General features: G+C 70.7%; 12 protein-coding genes. 5 read left to right on the top strand and 7 right to left on the bottom strand.

The features are described from left to right. Window position 1 precedes the first annotated feature (1 nt). The 4 genes from ccrA to OHB49_RS08900 all read right to left on the bottom strand — a co-directional run bounded on the left by ccrA (window position 2) and on the right by OHB49_RS08900 (window position 5,467). Window positions 2-1,339, bottom strand: coding sequence for a crotonyl-CoA carboxylase/reductase (ccrA, locus tag OHB49_RS08915; RefSeq protein ID WP_329159310.1), 1,338 nt, complete (start codon window positions 1,337-1,339; stop codon window positions 2-4). A gap of 392 nt (window positions 1,340-1,731) precedes the next feature. Then, the gene (locus tag OHB49_RS08910) at window positions 1,732-2,529 is read right to left on the bottom strand and encodes a GNAT family N-acetyltransferase (RefSeq protein WP_329159308.1); all 798 of its coding nucleotides are present in this window, start codon (window positions 2,527-2,529) and stop codon (window positions 1,732-1,734) included. 135 nt (window positions 2,530-2,664) lie between these two features. Continuing rightward, window positions 2,665-3,486 carry a TetR family transcriptional regulator gene (locus tag OHB49_RS08905; RefSeq protein ID WP_030971720.1) on the bottom strand — a complete coding sequence of 274 codons (822 nt, stop codon included), beginning with the start codon at window positions 3,484-3,486 and terminating at the stop codon, window positions 2,665-2,667. Window positions 3,487-3,685: 199 nt separating this feature from the next. Further along, the gene (locus OHB49_RS08900) at window positions 3,686-5,467 is read right to left on the bottom strand and encodes a 3-hydroxyacyl-CoA dehydrogenase family protein (protein WP_329159305.1); all 1,782 of its coding nucleotides are present in this window, start codon (window positions 5,465-5,467) and stop codon (window positions 3,686-3,688) included. 333 nt (window positions 5,468-5,800) lie between these two features. On the opposite strand from OHB49_RS08900, the gene OHB49_RS08895 reads away from it, so the two are divergent. Beyond that, complete coding sequence (locus tag OHB49_RS08895) at window positions 5,801-6,397, top strand: adenylosuccinate lyase (protein WP_234432836.1); 597 nt, start codon at window positions 5,801-5,803, stop codon at window positions 6,395-6,397. Here the strand turns inward: OHB49_RS08895 and OHB49_RS08890 are convergent. From OHB49_RS08890 to OHB49_RS08880, 3 genes are all read right to left on the bottom strand, one after another. Beyond that, entirely contained in the window at window positions 6,375-6,938 is a 564-nt protein-coding gene (locus tag OHB49_RS08890) for a GNAT family N-acetyltransferase (protein WP_107055311.1), read from the bottom strand. The genes OHB49_RS08895 and OHB49_RS08890 overlap by 23 nt on opposite strands. Window positions 6,939-7,011: 73 nt before the next feature. Further along, window positions 7,012-8,610, bottom strand: a complete 1,599-nt coding sequence (locus OHB49_RS08885) for an alpha/beta hydrolase (RefSeq protein WP_329159304.1) — start codon at window positions 8,608-8,610, stop codon at window positions 7,012-7,014. A 177-nt stretch (window positions 8,611-8,787) separates the two neighbouring features. After that, entirely contained in the window at window positions 8,788-9,828 is a 1,041-nt protein-coding gene (locus OHB49_RS08880; RefSeq protein ID WP_329159301.1) for an Rv2578c family radical SAM protein, read from the bottom strand. Window positions 9,829-9,976: 148 nt separating this feature from the next. Between OHB49_RS08880 and OHB49_RS08875 the strand changes: the two genes are divergently transcribed. The 4 genes from OHB49_RS08875 (at window position 9,977) to OHB49_RS08860 (ending at window position 16,569) form a co-directional block, all read left to right on the top strand. Next, a complete protein-coding gene (locus tag OHB49_RS08875; RefSeq protein WP_329159300.1) occupies window positions 9,977-10,420 on the top strand; it encodes an SRPBCC family protein in 444 nt (147 codons plus the stop codon). A gap of 188 nt (window positions 10,421-10,608) precedes the next feature. Further along, window positions 10,609-13,083, top strand: coding sequence for an MFS transporter (locus OHB49_RS08870; RefSeq protein ID WP_329159299.1), 2,475 nt, complete (start codon window positions 10,609-10,611; stop codon window positions 13,081-13,083). Between the two features lie 207 nt (window positions 13,084-13,290). Beyond that, window positions 13,291-15,738 carry an ATP-binding SpoIIE family protein phosphatase gene (locus OHB49_RS08865; protein ID WP_329159298.1) on the top strand — a complete coding sequence of 816 codons (2,448 nt, stop codon included), beginning with the start codon at window positions 13,291-13,293 and terminating at the stop codon, window positions 15,736-15,738. A 111-nt stretch (window positions 15,739-15,849) separates the two neighbouring features. Next, window positions 15,850-16,569 carry a class I SAM-dependent methyltransferase gene (locus tag OHB49_RS08860; RefSeq protein ID WP_329159297.1) on the top strand — a complete coding sequence of 240 codons (720 nt, stop codon included), beginning with the start codon at window positions 15,850-15,852 and terminating at the stop codon, window positions 16,567-16,569. The last annotated feature ends 4 nt before the right edge of the window (window positions 16,570-16,573 follow it).

Genomic DNA, 16,573 nt, shown 5'->3' with positions numbered 1-16,573 from the left:
GTCAGACGTCCCGGAAGCGATTGATGGCGTCGATGTGCTGCTCGCGCAGCTCCTCGTTGCGCACACCCAGACCCTCGCGGGGGGCCAGCGCGAGCACGCCGACCTTGCCCTGGTGGAGGTTGCGGTGCACGTCGTACGCGGCCTGACCGGTCTCCTCCAGGGAGTAGACCTTCGACAGCGTCGGGTGGATCTTGCCCTTGGCGATCAGCCTGTTGGCCTCCCACGCCTCGCGGTAGTTGGCGAAGTGCGAGCCCACGATCTTCTTCAGCGACATCCACAGGTAGCGGTTGTCGTACTCGTGGTTGTAGCCCGACGTGGAGGCGCAGGTGACGATCGTGCCGCCCTTGCGGGTCACGTACACCGAGGCGCCGAACGTCTCGCGGCCCGGGTGCTCGAAGACGATGTCCACGTCCTCGCCGCCGGTCAGCTCACGGATGCGCTTGCCGAACCGCTTCCACTCGCGCGGGTCCTGGTTGTGCTCGTCCTTCCAGAACTTGTAGCCCTCGGCGTTGCGGTCGATGATCGCCTCTGCGCCCATCTTGCGGCAGATGTCCGCCTTCTGCTCGCTGGAGACGATGCAGATCGGGTTGGCGCCACCGGCCAGCGCGAACTGCGTGGCGTATGAACCGAGTCCGCCGCTGGCGCCCCAGATCAGCACGTTGTCGCCCTGCTTCATGCCGGCGCCGTTGCGCGAGACGAGCTGGCGGTAGGCGGTGGAGTTGACCAGGCCGGGAGCGGCGGCCTCCTCCCAGCTCAGGTGCTGCGGCTTCGGCATCAGCTGGTTGGACTTGACGAGCGCGATCTCGGCGAGGCCGCCGAAGTTGGTCTCGAAGCCCCAGATCCGCTGCTCGGGGTCGAGCATCGTGTCGTTGTGGCCGTCCGAGGACTCCAGTTCGACCGAGAGGCAGTGCGCGACGACCTCGTCGCCGGGGTGCCAGGCGTTGACGCCGGGGCCGGTGCGCAGGACGACGCCCGCCAGGTCGGAGCCGATGACGTGGTACGGCAGGTCGTGGCGCTTGGTGAGCTCGCTGAGCTTCCCGTAGCGCTCCAGGAAGCCGAAGGTGGACATCGGCTCGAAGATCGAGGTCCAGACCGAGTTGTAGTTCACCGAGCTGGCCATGACGGCGACCAGTGCCTCGCCGGGCCCGAGCTCGGGCACCGGGACGTCGTCGAGGTGCAGCGACTTGCGGGGGTCCTTGTCGCGGGAGGCGAGCCCGGCGAACATCTCCGTCTCGTCCTTGCGCACGGTCACCGCGCGGTACGACTCAGGGATGGACAGGGCCGCGAAATCTGCGGCTGTGCTGTCCTGCGATTGGATCGCGTCCAGGATTTCCTTCACGGTGTGCCTCCGGGATGGTGTCTCCCCTGCTCGACCGGAGCCGAGTGCTCGGGGAATGGCGTCGAGGGACGCCTGAGGGTCCCTGCCAACGGGGGTGCGGTGCGTTGTGGAGGTGCTGCCGTCGGTTCGGCTGGTAAGGCTTCGGCCTGCTCTGGTGGAGCAGAAGGGTTCGCCTGTGACGCAGGCGTCCGGGCGCGCAGGCACATGGCTTGCGGGGACAGCCGGCGTACGTGAGGTCTCTGCACGCCGGCCGCCCGGACAACTTCAACGTATGGCACTCCGTGACACCTGGCAAGGCACTGGGTGCCAACAATTTCTCTCACATGTCATCCGGCCGGCACGTATGAGCAACATGCGAGGTGTTTCGGGCTGTTCTGTCCCGCTCGGTACGGTCAGGACGTGTGCCGGTAGACGTGCGGCGTGGTGGTGCTCAGCGCGGTGAAACCGAGCCGCTGGAGGATCGGACGGCTCTGGTCGGTCGCGTCGACCTGCAGATATCTGTAGCCACGCTCGGTGGCGATCGCGGCACGGAAGGCCACCAGTGCCCGGTAGATGCCCTTCCCGCGCCATGGCTCGACCGTCCCGCCGCCCCAGAGTCCCGCGAAGCCGGTGCCCGGGTACAGCTCCATGCGGGCCGAGCTCACCGGCTCGTCGCCCACCATGGCCAGCACCCCGACGAAGCTGTCCGGGGCCTCGGTGAGCCGGGCCAGCACCTGATGCCGCAACCGCGACCAGTCGGAGCCGAACGCCCGCCCATGGGCCCGGGCCATCAGCTCCACATCGGCCGCATCGGTCACCGTACGCAGCCGGACGCCCTCGGGGAGCTCCACCGCGGTCGGGAGGTCCGCGACCGGGGCGACCAGCAGGGTCTCCGGCTCCTCCGCGACGAAGCCGGCCGCCCGCAGCCGCTGCCCCAGGTCCGCCGGCCGGTCGTGTGCGTACAGCTTCCACTCGAACTCGTCGAGGCCGAGCGCGGTGAAGCGCTCCACCTGGGCCGCGATCGCCGCGTCCGCCCGGACGGCGTCCAGATCCGGCGCCGACCAGACGACGCCGTTCCAGTCGTCGGCCGCGCCGACCTGACGTACGACATCGGCGGTGCGCTCTACGCGGACACCGGGGCCGTCGGGTCGCGCATGCTCGCGCATCTCGTGGTCGAAGAGGGACAGCAGGGCGTCATGATCATGAGTCATGCGCCCACCACAACACCGGCGGGTCCGGGCCGCAACCAGTTTCGGAGGCCGGGCACGCGCATGCCGGACGGGCTCGGCAGCGAGCCCGTCCGGCATGCGGGGGTCGACGGAGCGGTTCGGCCAACAGGCCCCCGCTCAGTGGTCCTTGAGCGCCTGCTGGATCGTGCGCATCACTTCGTCGAGCGGTGCGTCGGTGCGCGCCACCGCGACCAGCACCTCGCCCTCCGTGCTCACCGAAGCGGCGGCCGGGCCGGGGGTCGCGGGCTCGGTCCCGGCGATCCGGCCCGCGCCGATCCCGGTCCCGAACGTGTCCCGGACGATCGCGAACGCGTGGTCGAGTTGGGCCTCCACGTCGCCCTGGCCGCCCGCCCGCAGCCAGCGGCGCAGCACATGGTTGTGCGCGGTGACGACGGCGGACGCCGCGACCTCCGCCAGCAGCGGATCGTCATTGCCGACATGGTGGTCGCGCTCGTCGAAATGGCCCAGGAGATAGCGCGTGAACAGCCGCTCGTAGCGGGCCACCGAGGCGATCTCGGCCTCCCGAAGGGTGGGGACCTCGCGGGTCAGCTTGTAGCGGGCCACGGAGACCGCGGGCTTGGCCGCGTACATCTTCATGACTTCCTTGATGCCGCGGCAGACGGTGTCGAGCGGGTGCTCGTGCGCGGGGGCGGCATTGAGGACGGCCTCGGCCCGGACGAGGGTGTCGTCGTGGTCCGGGAAGATCGCCTCTTCCTTGGAGCGGAAGTGCCGGAAGAAGGTCCGCCGGGCGACGCCCGCGGCGCCCGCGATCTCGTCGACCGTCGTCGCCTCGTACCCCTTCGTGGCGAAGAGCTCCATCGCTGCGGCGGCCAGTTCGCGGCGCATCTTGAGCCGTTGGGCGGCGGCGCGCGTGCCGGCGGCACTCTCCGGGGCGTCGGGTGCGGCGGAGACACGGGGGGACCTGGCGGGCTGGGACATGGTGTGAACGTACTGCATCGGCGCAGGAGAGCGCGCCTGCGGGGGCGGGCCGCCGGGCGGCACCTCCCACGCCGAAGGCGGTGGCGGCGGATCGAGCAGCCCTCCCCAGCCGACTCCCGGTCCGGGAGCCGGCTGGGAGCCGGCCGGGCGGTCCCGCCCGGCCGGAGACCCGACCGGCCGGGCGGGAGCCCGCCGTCCCTCAGCGCCGGGCATATTCGCGGAAGCCGCGCCCCGTCTTGCGGCCGAGGCAGCCGGCGGCCACCAGATGCTCCAGCAGCGGCGCAGGGGCCAGGCCCGGGTCGCGGAACTCGCTGTGCAGCACCTTCTCGATGGCGAGCGAGACATCGAGCCCGACGACGTCGAGGAGCTCGAACGGGCCCATCGGGTAGCCGCCGCCCAGCTTCATCGCGGCGTCGATGTCGTCGAGGGTCGCGTAGTGCTCCCCGACCATCTTGATCGCGTTGTTGAGGTACGGGAACAGCAGCGCGTTGACGATGAAACCGGCCCGGTCCCCGCAGTCGACCGGGTGCTTGCGGATCTTCCCGCACACCTCACGGACGGTGGCGTGGACGTCGTCGTCCGTGAGCACCGTACGGACCACCTCGACCAGCTTCATCGCGGGCGCCGGGTTGAAGAAGTGCATCCCGATGACGTCCTGCGGACGCGAGGTGGCCCGTGCGCACGCCACGACCGGCAGCGACGACGTGGTGGTGGCGAGCACCGCACCCGGCTTGCACACCTTGTCCAGCGTGGCGAACAGCTGCTGCTTGACCGCCAGGTCCTCGGCGACCGCCTCGACCGCGAGATCGACGTCGTCGAACGAGTCCAGCGAACCGGCCGCGGTGATGCGGGCGAGGGTCTCGTCCCGCGCCTCGGCCGTCAGCCGCCCCTTGGTGACGGAACGTTCCAGCGACTTGGCGATCCGGCCCTTCGCCGTGTCCGCCTTCTCCTGACTGCGCGCGGCCAGCACCACGTCGTAGCCGGCCTTCGCGAAGACCTCCGCGATGCCCGAGGCCATCGTTCCGGAGCCGGCGACGCCCACGGACCGCACGGTGCGCCCGGTCGCCGCTCCGGTGCTCTCCTGCGGAGTCTTCGTGTCCGGCACAACGGTCTGGCTGCCCGGCGCCGCGTACGTGTAGAAGCCGCGGCCCGACTTGCGGCCGGTCAGCCCGGCCTCGCTGAGCTGCTTGAGGATCGGCGCAGGGGCGTGCAGCCGGTCGTGCGACTCGGAGTACATCGCCTCCAGGACGGTACGGGCGGTGTCGACCCCGATCAGGTCGAGCAGGGCGAGCGGGCCCATCGGCAGCCCGCAACCCAGCTTCATGGCCGCGTCGATGTCCTCACGGGAGGCGTAGCTCGCCTCGTACATCGCGGCCGCCTGGTTCAGGTAGCCGAACAGCAGCCCGTCGGCGACGAACCCAGGCCGGTCGCCCACCGCGACCGGCTCCTTGCCCAGCTCACGGGCGAGCTCGGTGACCGCCTCGACGGCCGGCGGCGCGGTCAGCACCGAGGAGACCACCTCGACCAGCTTCATCGCGGGCGCCGGGTTGAAGAAGTGCAGACCGAGCACGCGCTCGGGGTGCTGCGACTCGGCGGCCAGCCGGGTCACCGACAGGGCGTTGGTGCCGGTCGCCAGGATCGCGGTGGGGGAGATGATCGCGTCGAGCTCCCGGAAGAGCTGCTGCTTGATCTCGTACGACTCGGGCACGACCTCGATGACGAGCTGCGCGTCAGCGGCGGCCTGCAGATCGGAGAAGGTACGGAACCGAGCGAGGACGTCGTGCCGCTCGCCCTCGGTGATCCGCCCCTTCTGCACGGCGCGGGCGGTGGAGGCTTCCAGGGCGGCAACGGCCTGACGCGCGGCCGCCTCGCTGATGTCGATACCGATGACCTCGCGGCCGGCCCGGGCGAGGACCTCGGCGATGCCGGTGCCCATGGTGCCGAGGCCGACGACGGCGATGGTGGAGAGCGGGATGTCCATCACGGGACTCCAGGGATGAGTGACGACTGTGTGGGCGCACGAGGCGAAAGGATCCGGTGGGGCCGAGGGGCCCGACCGGCGCATGGCGTGCGGGAATTGCGTGTCGTGGTGCTCAGGACCCGGGGTGTACCGAACACACCCGGACCCGGGATTGGGGTGACGGACTCTGTCCCGGAGTCACGTCTCGCAAAGCTGCCGAACCGACAAGCACTCCGGATGGCTGCGTCACCAGGCCACTGGAGTCGGCGGGGAGTGTGTCCCGCTCATATGAGGTTAACCGGCGAGTAACGAGCGCGCCAGTCCCGAGTTGTTGTGTGCCCGCTCACACTCGCCGTGTCCGCCGATACGCTGACGGTCATGGACGAGGAGTTCCGGTCGCTGGCCGACCGGCTGGGGGACGAGGCGGGGGAGTCGGCGGCGTACCGCAGACTGCTCGCCACCGAGGACGACGAGGAACTGGCCCGGGTCCTCGTCGAACGCGAACGTCCGCTCTGGGCGCGCGAGATCGCCGCGTTCCGGCTCGGCTGCGGCGGCGACAGACGGGCCTTCGAGGCGCTGGTCCTGCTGCTCAACCACCGCGACCCGGAGCGCTGTGTCTCCGCGGCCCATGCCCTGGTGCGCCTCGGCGACCCGCGCACGCCCCGGGCCGCCGCCGCCCTCGCGACCAACACCCTGCGTACCGCCTACGCCCTGCACCCGGTGCGGCTGCTCACCGCCCTGCGGGCCCCCGAGTCCGTCCCGACGCTGATCAGCACCCTGGAACGGCTGCTGGCACCGGACGAGCCGCACTGGCGGGTCGCACTGGCCTGTGTGGAGGGGCTGGGACAGCTCGGCGACGCGCAGGCCCGCCCGGTCCTGCAGGCGGCGCTGCCGCACCCGAGGCTCGGCGGCGCGGCCGAGGAGGCGATCAGCCGGCTTCCGGCGGGCTGAGCGGACGTACGTAACGCACCTCGGGCACGAGGACGCCGCCGACCTGGAAGGGTTCCTCGGCTCCGTCCGGAGCGAAGCCCGCACGCTCGTAGAAACGGCGAGCCGGTGCGTTCTCCTTGAGGACCCAGAGCGACAGATCGGGGAACCCGTCCGCTGCGGAGCGCGCCAGGATCTCCGCCATCAGGGCGCGACCGACCCCGGTCCCGCGCTGCTCGGGCAGCACATAGATGGCGTACAGCTCGCCGCGGGCGAGCCGCCTGCCGTCCGCGCGGTACGGGCCGTAACAGGCCCAGCCGATCACACCCGGGCCCGGCCGCTCGGCCACCACATTGACGACCGTGTTGCGTTCGGCGAAGAAGCCGCGCCGCCGCTGCGCGTCCTCGGCGATGTCCATCGCGTCCAGATACGCCTGCGGGATCAGCCCGGTGTACGCGGCCTGCCAGCCGCGTACCCGGATCGTCGCGACGGCCTCGCAGTCGTCGATGGTCATGGCTCTGACGGACAGGTCGGGGGCGTACGCGGATATGGGCCGTGTCGTCATACGGACCATGGTGGCGTACGCCCCCGAGGGCGTGAGCTCGGGTCCCCGCGGTCGTAGTTCGGCCCCTCTCCCGTCAGCCGCGGAAGCCGAGCATCCCGTGCAGTGCGCCGCCTACTTCTGCCGTCGCGCTCCGCAGCGTCTTCGCCGATGCCCCGGCGGCCGGCGGCTCCGGGTCGGGCGACTTCGGGCAGACCGCGTCCGCGTCGGCGCTGCTGCCGTTGGCGCGCGGGACGATTCCCTTGTCGAGGTAGTCCACCAAGTACCCGTCCAGGCACTTGTTGCCGCTCAGCGTGATGCCGTGGTTGCCGCCGCCCTGTTCGACGACCAGGCTGGAGCCGCGGAGCTTGCGGTGCAGGGTGACCCCGCCCTCGTACGGCGTGGCCGCGTCCTCCGTGGCCTGGAAGAGCAGCGCCGGCGGGAGCGCGTCGTTGGAGACCTGCACCGGGTTGAGCGGCTCCACCGGCCAGGATGCGCACGGTGCGTTGTACCAGGTGTTGTTCCAGGTGTAGAAGGGCGCCTTGCTGTGCACGTTCCAGCTCTCGCTGCGCCAGGTGTTCCAGTCGCGTGTCCACTCGGCGTCGTGGCACTGCACGGCCGCGTAGACCGAGTAGCCGTTGTCGCCCTTGTCGTCGACGGCGCCGAGCATCTTGTACGCGCGGACCAGCGCGTCCTGGTCCTTGTGGTTCACGTACGAGGCGAACGCATCGGCCAGGAAGGGCCAGTACCCGTTGTTGTAGCCGCCCGGCAGGAACGTGTCCTGCAGCTCGCTCATACCGACCGTGCCGCCCGCGGGTTCCTTCCTGACCGCTTCGCTCATCGCGTACCAGGCGGCCTCGACCTTCGCCGGGTCGCTGCCGAGTCCGTACGTCGAGTTGTGCTTCGCGATCCAGGCGGCGAACGCCTTCTGGCGGGCGTCGAACGCGTAGTCCTGGCCGATGTTGTCGTCGTACCAGACCCCGTCCGGGTCGACGTTCGAGTCGAGCACCAGACGCCGTACCCGCTCCGGGAACAGCTTGGCGTACACCGCGCCCAGATAGGTGCCGTACGAGTATCCGAAGTAGTTGATCTGCGGGGAGCCGAGGGCCTGCCGGATCACATCGAGATCCTTGGCGGTGCTCACCGTGTCCATGTACGGCAGCAGATCGGGGTACTTCGCGCCGCACGCGGCGGCGAAAGACGCGGCGCGGTCGCGGTTGGCCTGCTCGGTCCGCAGGTCCAGCGGCACCGGGTCGGGGCGCAGCGGCTCGAAGTATTTCGGTACACAGTTCAGGGCCGGGGAACTCTTCCCGACCCCGCGCGGGTCGAACCCGATCACGTCGTACTGCGCGGCGGTCTCCTTCGGCAGCGAGGCCGCCACGTAGCCGGCCATCGTCAGCCCGCTGCCGCCGGGGCCGCCGGGGTTGACGAGCAGAGGGCCCTGCGAGGTCTTCGCGGTGTGCGGGATCCGCGACAGGGCGAGGGTGATGCTCCTGCCCGACGGATCGTCATGATTGAGCGGGGTGCGCACGGTTGAACACTGCAGCGTCGGATACGACTTCGTGGCGCAGCCGGTCCATGTGAGCTGCGCGGCAGCCGGCGCGACTCCGTCGGCTGCCGCCGGGGACGGAACGCCGGTCAGCAGACCGGCGACTGTCGCACCGACGGCGAACAGAATTCCTGAACGATTCGTCATATGGCCTCCCGTGGTGGAGGGAACGCGGCTGCGGGTGGTGCAGCCCCCGCCGCATGCTCCCCACATTCGGACACGGAAGGACATGTTCTGATGAGAGTTGACCCATTTGCCCGACCCCGGCTCGTACAGACCCACGACAGCTTCGGGGTGACGTCCGGAACAGCGCGCGGGCCGAGGTCAGAGCAGGGTCAGCTGGGTGGGGCCGGGACCGTCGAGCGGCGACTGCTGCTCCTGCTGTACGGGGATCCGGCGGGGCTCTCCGCGCCGCGCCGGACCGATGCCGTACTCGGCGGCCAGCTCGTGCACCCGGCGGGTGACGGTGCGCTGGTACCACGTGGGCGCGTACGCCCCGTCGGCGTACATCCGCTCGTACCGCCGCACCAGTTGGGGGTGGTGCCGGCCGAGCCACTGCATGAACCACTCGCGGGCGCCCGGTCGCAGATGGAGTACGAGCGGGGTCACCGAGGTCGCCCCGGCGGCGGCGATCGCGCGGACCGTGGCCCGCAGCTGGTCCGGGCGGTCACCGAGGAACGGGATGACGGGCGCCATCAGTACGCCGCAGTCGATGCCGTTCTCGCTCAGCGTGCGCACGACGTCGAGGCGGCGCTCGGGGGAGGGGGTGCCGGGTTCGACCGTGCGCCACAGCTCGGGATCGACGAAGCCGACCGAGACGGAGATGCCGACTTCGGTGACCTCCGCGGCCTGTCGCAACAGCTCCAGATCGCGCAGGACGATCGTGCCCTTGGTGAGGATCGAGAACGGGTTCGCGTGGTCGCGGAGGGCCTCGATGATGCCGGGCATCAGCCGGTAGCGGCCCTCGGCCCGCTGATAGCAGTCGACATTGGTGCCCATCGCGATGTGCGCGCCGTGCCAGCGGCTGGAGGCGAGGTGACGACGGAGCAGCTCCGGGGCGTTGATCTTGACGACGATCTGCGAGTCGAAGCCGAGCCCGGTGTCGAGGTCCAGATAGCTGTGGGTCTTACGGGCGAAGCAGTAGACGCAGGCATGCGTACAGCCCCGGTACGGGTTCACGGTCCATTCGAACGGCATCCGGGATGCGCCCGGCACCCGGTTCACGATCGAGCGGGCCCGGATCTCATGGAAGGTGATTCCCCGGAATTCGGGGGTGTCGAAGGTGCGCGTGGTCACCGCATCCGCGGCGAAGAGCGCGCCGGTCCCGGTCTCCCGGGTGTTCTCGACCAGATTGTCCCAGCGCATGGACGCCTCCTCGGTAGCGCTGGGCACAGAATAGAACACTTGTTCCCTTGATCGTTTCCTCCCCTTCGTGCCGGCCCGGATTTTGAGCGGCGTGCCGGAGGTGATTGGCTCAGCACACCCCGAACAACCGAGTGGTGGAGGAGCAGCCATGGCGCAGGTCGAGGCCACGACAGAGCGGATCATCGCGGCGGACGCGGAAACGGTGTTCGATGCGCTGGCCGACTACAAGGAGGTCCGGGGCAAGGTGCTGCCCGGCCAGTTCAGTGAGTACGAGGTGCGCGAGGGCGGTGACGGCGAGGGCACCCTCGTCCACTGGAAGCTGCAGGCCACCAGCAAGCGGATCCGCGACTGCCTGCTGGAGGTCAGCGAGCCGACCGACGGTCAGCTCGTCGAGAAGGACCGCAACTCGTCGATGGTCACCACCTGGACCGTCACCCCGGCCGGTGAGGGCAAGTCCAAGGCCGTCGTGTCGACCGTCTGGAACGGTGCGGGCGGCATCGGCGGATTCTTCGAGAAGACCTTTGCGCCCAAGGGGCTTGGGCGCATCTACGACGAGCTGCTGCAGAACCTCGCGACCGAGGTCGAGAAGTAGCACCGGACACCCCTGGCCGGCCTCACCGGTTCGGGTGGTTTTCCCGGCCCGCCGGTTGCGCGCCGTAGTGGCTCCCACCGGGGCATAAGCCCCCCCGAGTGCGCCGTCAGCGCCCCCCGTCGCGTTTGCCTCTCTATGTCGCGCAATGCGAGAAATGGGCGGCGCAGATGCGACGAGGGGAGCGGCACGTGGTGGGTGGTATCACTCTGGTGAAGGACGAACCGGACGGTGCGGGCGGCGCCGGGGAGCCGACAGCCGCCCCTCCCGGCGCGGCGACCGCGCCCCCGTCCGCATCGGCTTCCACGGATCCCACCGCCACGGATCCCACCACCACGGATCCCGCCGCCCAGGAGATCAGCCCCCGAGGGATCCGGCTGGTCTTCCTCGGGCTGATGCTCACCCTGCTGCTCGCGGCGCTCGACCAGATGATCGTCGCCACCGCGCTGCCCAAGATCGTCGGTGAGCTGCACGGCCTGGAGAAGATGTCCTGGGCGGTCACCGCCTATCTCCTCGCCTCCACCATCGGACTGCCGATCTACGGCAAGCTCGGGGATCTCTTCGGCCGCAAGAGCGTCTTCCAGTTCGCGATCGTCGTCTTCGTCGTCGGCTCCGCGCTGGCCGGCTGGTCCCGCACCATGGACGAGCTGATCGCCTTCCGTGCCGTCCAGGGCGTCGGCGGCGGCGGACTCATGATCGGGGTCCAGGCGATCATCGCGGACGTCGTGCCGCCTCGCGAGCGCGGCCGCTTCATGGGGCTGATCGGCGCCGCGTTCGGTCTTGCGTCCGTCGCGGGCCCGCTGCTCGGCGGCTTCTTCACCGACCACGCCTCGTGGCGCTGGTGCTTCTACATCAACGTCCCGTTCGGCCTCGTCACCCTCGCCGTCATCACCGTCGTACTGAAGCTCCCCAAGCCCACGGTCCGGCCCCGCCTCGACGTGCTCGGCGCCCTCCTGCTGGCCGCCGCCTCCACCTGCGTGGTGCTGCTGACCAGTTGGGGCGGCACGGAGTACGCCTGGGGCTCGCGCACGATCCTCGGGCTGGCCGCCGGAGCTGCCGGAACGACACTGCTCTTCCTCGTGGTCGAACGCCACGCACCCGAACCCGTCATCCCGCTGCGGCTGTTCCGCGACTCGATCTTCAATGTCACCGCGCTCGTCGGCGCGGTCGTCGGTGTCGCCCTGTTCGGCGCCGCCAGCTATCTGCCGACGTTCCTGCAGATGGTCGACGGCGCCACCGCCACCGAATCGGGGCTGCTGATGCTCCCGATGATGGGCGGCATCGTCGGGGCGTCCGTCGTCTCCGGCCAGCTGATCTCCCGTACCGGCCGATACCGCATGTACCCGATCATCGGCAGTGCGATCTCGGTGGTCGGCATGTGGTTGCTCTCGCGCCTCGAGACCGATACTCCGCGCATCGAGTACAGCATTGCGCAGGCCGTGCTCGGCATCGGGATCGGCCTGATCATGCCGGTGCTGATCCTGGCCGTGCAGAACTCCGTGCCGCCCGCCGACCTCGGCACCGCCACCAGCGCGAACAACTACTTCCGGCAGATCGGCGGCAGCGTCGGTGCCGCCGTGTTCGGGACGCTCTTCGCGGGCCGTCTCGCGGACGCTCTCGCCGTCCGCCTCCCGTCCGGAGCCGACCTCCCCGACCCCGAGTCGATCACCCCGCAGCTGGTTCATGCCATGGAGCCCGCGCTCCGCGACAGCTACATCCAGGCGTACGCCGACGCGATGCCCCGGATCTTCCTCTACCTCGTGCCGGTGCTCGCGCTCGGCCTCGTCATCGCCTTCTTCCTCAAGGAGAAACCGCTGGTGTCCCACCACAGCCCCGATTCAGCTGCCGAGTCCGCCTCGATCCCCGGCGCACGCACTACCGCCGCCCCGCCGCCTCCCGCCCACCTCTCGGGCGTGCCGGTGTGCGGCAGCGTCCAGCACGCCGACGGCTCGAAGGTCCCGCGCGCCGCCCTCACCCTCATCGACGTCCAGGGGCAGCAGGTCGGAAGGGGCGCGAGCGGTGACGACGGGCGGTACGCGCTGAGCGTGCCCGGCTCCGGCAGTTACGTCCTGATCGCGGCGGCCGGCGGACACCAGCCGCAGGCCGTCAGCGTCACCGTCGGCGAACGGCCCGTCGAGCTCGACGTGGTGCTCGGCGGCGCGGGCAGACTGGCCGGGACCGTCGTCACGGCCGACGGGATCCCGGTGCGGGACGCCGCCGTCACCCTCACCGATGTGCGCGGTGAGGTCGTCGCGTCCACCCGCAGCGGCCGCGAGGGCGGCTATGTGATCTCGGAGTTGGTGGCCGGCGAGTACACCCTCGCCGCCAGCGCCCCCGCCTTCCGGCCCGCAGCGCTGCCGGTCAGCGTGCAGGCGGCCAGAGAGACCCGGCAGGACATCGAACTGGCCGGTGGCGCCGTGCTGCGCGGCATCGTACGGGCGAGCGGTGGGCGGCCCGTCGAGGACGCCCGGGTCACGCTCCTCGACGCGGCGGGCAATGTCGTCGACACCCTGACCACCGGGCCCGACGGGGCGTTCCGCTTCGTGGATCTGTCGACCGGCGAGTACACGGTGATCGCGGCCGGGTATCCACCGGTGGCGACCGTGCTCCAGGTCGCGGGCGGCGGGCGCACCGAACGCGACCTCCAGCTCGGGCATGCGGACTGACGCAGGGGGCCATGGTCGGAGCCCTGGGGGGCAGGCTCTTGTGAGGACCCGGTTCCGGTCGCCCCCCGCCCGGTTGTGCGCGGTGGGGCGCGCGGGGCGCACGACCCCGGGGTCGATTCCGCCGATGACCGGCGGGGGCCGGACACGGAGCCGTACCGTGGAGTCACAAGCCGCAGAGCCTTGCGGTGGGGAAGGAGCCTTCCACCCATGGACCTTGGTGTACCGCCGCAGAGGGCACCACAGCCGCGCGACGCCACTGCCGGACGGGTGCCGCTCGCCGTGGTCGTCGTCGACGCGACCGGACTCGTGTCGCACTGGTCCACCGGGGCCAGACGGCTCTTCGGCGTCTCCAGGGAGGACGCCATCGGCTGCCCGGCCGGTGAACTCCTCCCGGTCTCCGGGGCGTTGCGGCAGGACGGGGAGCCCGGGCCGGACGGTACGTACGCCGGGTTCGGCCACCCACTCGACAGTTCGCTCAGCGGGAGCGTCGCCTATCCGGCGGCGGGGCGGGCCCGTGTCGACGAGCCGCGGCGCGGCCGGATCGACGTTCTGTGGTGGGCCTACCCGCTGGTCGGCCCCGGTCCCGAACGGCTCCTCGTCCTGGCCGCGGACGCCGGGCAGCTGCGCGACGCCGAGGCGAACGGCAGCCGGGACAGCGAGACGATCGCCCCCGGCTTCGCGCTCCACACCGACTTCCCCGGCTACCAGGACCTGGCCGGCCGGCTCCCCGAGATCCTGCCCAACATGAGCGTCCACCAGGCGACCCGGATCGTCTCGCAGGTCCTCGAACTGGGCTACCCGATCCTGGAGTTCAGCCACCGTGACCGGTTCCCGGTCACTCCCGACTGGGGGGTGCCGCGCCGGACGCCGCGCCCTCCGGCCGAGGATCCGGAGGCCACCGGCGACGGTTCACCCGCACCCCGCGCCGTGCCGCGCCCCGAACTCGACCTCGAGTACGGCGCGGTCCGCGAACGGCTGGAGTTCCTCAACGAGGTCAGCGGCCGCATCGGCACCTCCCTCGATCTCGAACGCACCATCCGCGAGGTCACCAGCGCCGCCGTCCCCCGCTTCACCGACTTCGCGGGTACGCATCTGCGCGCCGCGGTCCTCGCCGGTGAGGGCTTCCCGGACGGGCCGCCCGACGTCACCACCGTCTGGCACCGGGTGTGGGTCGAGCACAACGACGAACCCGGCCGGTGGGACGACACCGTCCCGGTCGGCGAGTCCATCGCCTTCCCCGAGCACACACCGTTCTTCCAGTGCATGGTCACCGGTGAGCCGGTCCTCATCCCGTACGTCAGTGAGGAGATGAGCAACCGGATCTCGGGCGAGTTCGAGAAGCGCGACCTGCGTCCCCTGATCACCCACCGGTCGCTGCTCATCGTGCCGCTCAAGGCGCGTGACGTGGTGCTCGGCTTCATGGTCCTGATGCGCCGTCCCGGCCGTGAGCCATTCGACGACATGGACCGCACCACGGGCGCCGAACTCGCCGCCCGCGCCGGTCTCGTACTCGACAACGCCCGCATGTACACGTACCAGGAGAATGTCGCCGACACCCTCCAGGACAGCATGCTGCCCCAGGTGGAGGCGCGCATGGCGGGCTGCGACATCGCCACCCGCTATCTGCCCGGCGCCCGGCTCGGCCGGATCGGCGGTGACTGGTTCGACTCGGTGAAACTGCCCGGCTCCCGGACCGCGCTCGTCGTCGGCGACGTCATGGGGCACGGACTCAACTCGGCGGCGATGATGGGTCAGTTGCGCACCGCCGTACTGACGATGGCCACCATGGAGATGCCGCCTGCCCAGCTGCTGCGCAACCTCGACGACCTGGCACAACGCCTCGGCGAGCAGTATCTGGCGACCTGCCTCTACGCCGTCTACGACCCGATCCACTCCGAGCTCCAGATCGCCAACGCCGGGCACATCCCGCCCGTACTGGTCCGCGCCGAGGACGGCCGGGCGGAGCTCCTCGACCTGCCGACCGGTGCGCCCATCGGCGTCGGCGGTGTCGCCTTCGAGACCGCGACCGTGCAGGTGCGGCCCGGCGACCGGCTGGTCCTGTGCACCGACGGTCTGGTCGAGGTGCGCGGTCAGGACATCGGCGCGGGACTCGCCGCACTCTGCGCCTCCGCCGCGCACCCCGCCGCCTCGATGGACGACGCCTGCGACACGATCATCCGCGCCCTGAACCCGAAGGGCGGCCGCAAGGACGACGTGGCACTGCTGATGGCCCGGTTGAACGGCATCCCGGACGGCGACGTCGCCGAGTGGCAACTCGCGCTGGACCCACGCGAAGTGGCCCGCGCCCGGCGGCTGGTCCGCGGCCGGCTCCTCGACTGGGAGCTGCCGGAGGCGGTGGAGTCGGCCGAGCTGATGGTCAGCGAGCTCGTCACCAACGCCGTGAAGCACGGGCGCACCCACCACATCGGGCTGCGCCTCGTCCGGACCGGCGCCCTGCTGTGCGAGGTCAGCGACGACGAACCGGCCCCGGCCGCGCTCCTCAACGCCTCCGCCCACGACGAGTTCGGCCGCGGACTGCTGGTGGTGAGCGGCCTCGCCCGCGAATGGGGGACGAGCACCACGGCACGGGGCAAGACCGTCTGGTTCGAACAGGCACTCACCCGCATCCCGCGTCCCCGGTCGAACATCAGGTGAAAGACGCCGCCCCGCACGACGGATGACGCGCACACCCTTGCCCCGGGGGCTCCGGGGCGGTAGTCCGTTGCAGAGCGGACAGCGGTGGATACAACGGATTCGGGAGTGCGTATGGACGTGTCGCAGGGCTACCGCGAGTCGTGGGAAGGCTTCTGGTCGACCACCTCCGACGCCCCCGGCGAGGCGATCTGGGACTCCGACCCGTCCCTCACCTCCGTACCCGACAGCAATCTGCTGCTTCCCTATGCCGACGTCTCGCTGCCCGTCGTCGACCTCGGCTGCGGCAACGGCACCCAGACCCGCTACCTCGCCACCTGCTTCGCCCGCGCCATCGGCGTGGACCTCTCGCATGCGGCGATCGAGCACGCACGCCGCGCGGACACCGCGGGGGTCGCGGAGTTCGCCCAGCTCAACCTCGTCGACGGGGACGCGGTGCGGGCTCTGCACGAGCGGATCGGCGACACCAACGTCTATATGCGGGCGGTGATCCACCAGAGCGAGCCGCCGGCCCGGCCGGTGGTCGCCGCAGCCGTCGCGACGCTGATCGGCAAGCGCGGCCGGGCCTTCGTCGCCGAGCTGACCCCCGCCTCCAAGACCGTGCTCCAACAGGCCGCCCAGGCGCCGGGCGGACCGCCCGAGAAGCTGCGGCGGGTCTTCGAGCACGGGCTCAAGCCGGCGAGCGCCACCGAGGAGGAGGTTCCGGAGCTGCTGCGGGCGGCAGGGCTGACGACGCTGGCCACCGGGGACACCGCACTCGCCCAGACCGAGTACCTGCCCGACGGCACCCGCATCGACCTGCCCGCCCGCTGGTTCGTCCTCGCCGGCGGCTGACACG

This window comes from Streptomyces sp. NBC_01717 (assembly GCF_036248255.1).
Lineage (GTDB): Bacteria > Actinomycetota > Actinomycetes > Streptomycetales > Streptomycetaceae > Streptomyces.
Note: the sequence above shows the minus strand (reverse complement) of the source record. Positions and strands in the feature narration are given on the sequence as shown.